Annotated in this window: 5 protein-coding genes; 3 read left to right on the forward strand and 2 right to left on the reverse strand. The window is 68.1% G+C overall.

The window, feature by feature from the left end; all coding sequences use genetic code 11:
* Nucleotide 1 precedes the first annotated feature (1 nt).
* A complete protein-coding gene (locus KZA10_RS09120; protein ID WP_308289625.1) occupies nt 2–169 on the forward strand; it encodes a hypothetical protein in 168 nt (55 codons plus the stop codon).
* A gap of 106 nt (nt 170–275) precedes the next feature.
* On the opposite strand, the gene KZA10_RS09125 is transcribed toward KZA10_RS09120, so the two are convergent.
* Together KZA10_RS09125 and KZA10_RS09130 are read right to left on the reverse strand one after the other, a co-directional pair.
* Nucleotides 276–1,529 (reverse strand): NAD(P)/FAD-dependent oxidoreductase, encoded by a 1,254-nt coding sequence (locus KZA10_RS09125; protein WP_218682710.1) that lies wholly within the window; start codon nt 1,527–1,529, stop codon nt 276–278.
* Nucleotides 1,522–3,075 carry a cryptochrome/photolyase family protein gene (locus KZA10_RS09130; protein ID WP_218682711.1) on the reverse strand — a complete coding sequence of 518 codons (1,554 nt, stop codon included), beginning with the start codon at nt 3,073–3,075 and terminating at the stop codon, nt 1,522–1,524. The genes KZA10_RS09125 and KZA10_RS09130 overlap by 8 nt, the downstream gene beginning before the upstream one ends.
* Before the next feature lie 240 nt (nt 3,076–3,315).
* Here KZA10_RS09130 and rpsF point away from each other — a divergent pair, with 240 nt between their 5' ends.
* A complete protein-coding gene (gene rpsF, locus KZA10_RS09135) occupies nt 3,316–3,684 on the forward strand; it encodes a 30S ribosomal protein S6 (RefSeq protein WP_017829852.1) in 369 nt (122 codons plus the stop codon).
* A gap of 5 nt (nt 3,685–3,689) precedes the next feature.
* Nucleotides 3,690–4,011 (forward strand): single-stranded DNA-binding protein (locus KZA10_RS09140; RefSeq protein WP_218682712.1); only part of this gene is annotated, 322 nt, incomplete at its 3' end.

Below are 4,011 nucleotides of genomic sequence, written 5' to 3' on the forward strand. Positions count from 1 at the left end.
CGTGCTCGAGTCGGGTCCGACGGACCAGCTCTGGGCGGCACCCGGGCATCCCTATACGCAGGCGCTCCTGGCCGCGATCCCTGAGCCGGACGGATCCGGGCGCATCCCGGTCGCGCCGACGACGGAGGAACGGATCGTCTGGTCGGAAGTGCCGCCGGTCCTGAACTGAGGTCGCTCGCAACCGATCCGCCCCGACCGGGACGATTCGTCAGCGCACGAGCCTCCACACCGCGTCGCTGCGCGCAGCGACGTTCACCGGACTCGGAGAGAGCCGATCACTCTCGGACCCCCGCGTCGACCAGCACCGCTCGGGCCGCGCGTTCTCCCGACGCCAGGGCTCCCTGGATCGATGCGGTGTCACGGTGATCGCCGGCGATGTACATCCGCGCGGCGAAGCGCGGCGAGCGGGCCGGCTCCAGGGGCGCCGGTTGGGTCGGGAGTGCGTCGGCGATGTCATCGCGACGAAGCAGCTCCCACGCGCTCAGGTCGGTGCCCCAGATCTCGCTCAGGTGGCGGCGCACCTCGCTCTCGGTGGAGGGATCGCCGCCGTGCGGAAGCAGACATGTCGCGGCGATGAGATGGCGTCCGGCCGGGGCATACGACGGGACCGTGTTCGTCATCACCACCGTGTTCACGATCGGACCTCGGCGCCGGCCGTCGACGGTGAGCAGTGCGGAGGAGGTCGGCGCTTCGGTGGCGGCGAACCACCAGGTCTGCAGGCCGTTCGTCGCCGGCGTGGAGAGTCCGGTGAGTTCGTCGACCGCCTCCGGCCCGACCGCGACGACGACCCGGGCCGCGTGGAGGGAGTCGCCGCCGGCCACCTCCACCTGCACGCCCTCACCGAGTGAGCGCACGTGTGCGACGGGGGAGCCGAGACGGAGTTCGGCTCCGGCTCTCCGTGCCTGTGCGGCAAGCTGCTCCGGCACCGCAGCGATCCCCTGAGCCGGCAGGCCGGGGCGCCCGAGCGCGAAGTACCGCACCAGCAGCCGCGCGAAGGCGTTCGATGTCACGCCGCGGTCCTCTGCCAGCACCCCTGCGAGGAACGGCTCGAGCACGGCGGTGCGGAGAGGGCCACGCAGACCCGCGGCATCCCACCCCTCACGTACCGTGACATCGTCCTGCGCGAGACGGGAGAGCGGACGTACCAGAGCCGGCGCCGCCCAGCGCGCGAGCGCGACGGCATCTGCTCCGTTCACCAATCCGCTGCGCAGCGTGGGGATGATCGAGAGTGGATGCCGCAGGGGATGCCGTAGCTCAGCCGTGCCGTGAGCGGTGCGTACCCGCACGCCGACCGGGAAGCTGCGCAGGGCGAGGGCATCCAGATCGATGCTGCGGCGCAGTGCCGGGTAGGCCGGATTCAGCACCTGGAAGCCACGATCCAGCCGGAACCCGTCGACGATGTCGGTGCGCTGGCGGCCCCCGACGGCATCCGAAGCCTCGAGCACCACGACCTCGAGTCCCTGTGACGCGAGCATCCCGCCGCAGCGGAGTCCTGCCAGCCCTGCCCCGATCACGATCACGTCAGGCATTCGCTCCGACCTCTCCTCTGCGGATCGCCGCCGCGCGTCCGCTGATCGCGGCCCGTTCCTCTTCGTCGAGCAGACGTGCATTGCGCACCTGCAGGGCCATCCGCGGATTCGCGGCGAGTGTCGTCTCGTTGCGCATCAGGAAATCCCAGTACAGCGTGGTGATCGGGCAGGCATCCGCTCCGATCCGCTTCTGGGGATCGAACGGGCACGCGCGACAGTGCGGACTCATTCTCGAGATGTAGGCACCGGAAGCGGCGTAGGGCTTGCTCCCCATCAGCCCGCCATCGGCGAACTGGCTCATCCCCATGGTGTTGGGCAGCTCCACCCACTCGACCGCGTCGACATAGACGGCCAAGTACCAGGCGTGCAGGTCGGTCGGCTCGACACCGAGGAGCAGGGCGTAGAGACCGGTCACCATCAGTCGTTGGATGTGGTGGGCGTAGCCGTTCTCCAGTGTGGTGCCGATCGCGTCGGCCAGGCACGCCATCGAGGTGTCACCCGTCCAGTACCACTCCGGCAGCGGTTCGTGTGCGTCGAGCGCATTGTGACGCGCATACTCGGGCATCTGGGTCCAGTAGATTCCGCGCACGTACTCGCGCCATCCGAGGATCTGACGGATGAACCCCTCCGTCGATGCCAGGGGGGCGTGTCCGGCGCGGTAAGCGGCCTCGGCTGCGGCGACCACTTCGCGCGGACGCAGGAGCTTCAGGTTCATGGCGGCGGACAGGTGGGCGTGCCACAACCAAGGTTCCCCCGGCCACATGGCGTCCTGTGCGTCACCGAACCACGGCAGGCGTTCGTCGATGAAGAGCGTCAGGGATTCGAGAGCCTGCGCGCGGCTGACCGGCCATGCGAACGTGTCGAGGCGACCGGGATGGTCGGCGAAGCGTGCCGCGACGAGCGTGAGGACGTCGCGGGTGATCTCGTCCGGGGCGAACACGGCTCTCGGTGGCACCATCCCCGGTCCCTGCGCAGGGAAGGCTTTTCGATTCTCGGCGTCGTAGTTCCACGCGCCGCCCTCGGGCTTCCCCTCCGGTGTCATGAGGATCCCGAAGCGTCGGCGCTGTTCGCGATAGAAGTACTCCATGCGGAGCGTGCTGCGCTCACCCACATGCGCCGCGAACTCGCGCAACGTGCAGAAGAAGTGGCGGTCTTCGCGGATCTCCAGAGGGATATCGGCCTGCGCGGCCACCGGTCGCAGCGACTCCAGCACCCGCCAGTCGCCGGGCGCCGTCATCAAGAGGGACGCCGGTTCCAGCCGCACGACATCGACGGTCAGCTGATCGGCGAGCGTGCCACGACCTTCCGGGTCGTCGAGCGCGGTGTAGTGGACCACACGCCCGGCGGCGCGCATCTCGGCCGCACTGTGGCGCATGGCGGACAGGAAAAGGGCGGTGCGCTGCTTGCTGCTCCAGACGTGTGTGGATTCCTCGGCGACCTCAGCCATCCACACCGCATCGAGGAGCGGATCGAACCCGTCGAATCCGCTCGCCTCGAGGTCGAGTTGGTCGCCGAGCACGACCACCAGATTGCGGACGGGCTGCATGGCACCAGCGTACGACCGTCACGCACGAGGGGCCGAGCGGGGAAGCACCGCCGACCCCCCCATGTGTTGACGTGCATCGCGTCCCGGGGTTCCGTTCGCGGCCTCACTGCTCTTCCGCTAGACTGTCAAGGTTGTCTGTCTCGCGGCGTCCATTCGGGATTCCAGAGACCGGCACGTGCACACACCCTCCTGCTCCCGGGAAAGTCCCGAGAGCCGTTCTAGTCCGAAGGAGGTGGGTAAGTGACGCACCAGTACGAACTCATGGTCATTCTGACCCCCGAGATCGACGAGCGCACGGTCGCCCCGACGCTCGACAAGTTCCTGAAGGTCATCACCAACGATGGTGGCTCGATTGACAAGGTCGACATCTGGGGCAAGCGCCGTCTGGCTTACGAGATCCAGAAGAAGACCGAGGGCATCTACGCCGTCGTCAACTTCACCGCTACCAGCGAGGCCACGCAGGAGCTCGACCGTCAGCTGAAGCTGAACGAGCAGATCATGCGTACCAAGGTCCTCCGCTCGGAAGAGGCTCAGGCGATGGTCGCTTCGGAGGCCAAGCGCTCCGAAGAGAAGGCTGCTCGCAAGGCCGCCAAGGCTGCGAAGGCCTAAGTCCCATGGCCGGCGAAACCGTCATCACCGTGGTGGGAAACCTCACGGCCGACCCCGAGCTGCGCTACACGCAGAACGGGCTGCCGGTGGCGAACTTCACCATCGCATCGACGCCTCGGAACTTCGACCGTGCCGCGAATGAGTGGAAGGACGGCGACGCGCTGTTCCTCCGCGCATCCGTCTGGCGCGAGTTCGCCGAGCACGTGGCGGGTTCGCTGACGAAGGGCATGCGCGTCATCGCGCAGGGCCGTCTGCGTCAGCGCTCCTACCAGGACCGCGAGGGCAACCAGCGCACCGCGATCGAGCTGGAGGTCGACGAGATCGGCC

Origin of the sequence: Microbacterium sp. BF1 (genome assembly GCF_019279095.1) — a bacterium.
GTDB lineage: Bacteria > Actinomycetota > Actinomycetes > Actinomycetales > Microbacteriaceae > Microbacterium > Microbacterium maritypicum.

Bases quoted from the DNA above. Each gene is read 5' to 3' on its own strand.
- KZA10_RS09125 (WP_218682710.1), bottom strand. From the start codon at position 1,529: ATGCCTGACGTGATCGTGATCGGGGCAGGGCTGGCAGGACTCCGCTGC.
- KZA10_RS09130 (WP_218682711.1), bottom strand. From the start codon at position 3,075: ATGCAGCCCGTCCGCAATCTGGTGGTCGTGCTCGGCGACCAACTCGAC.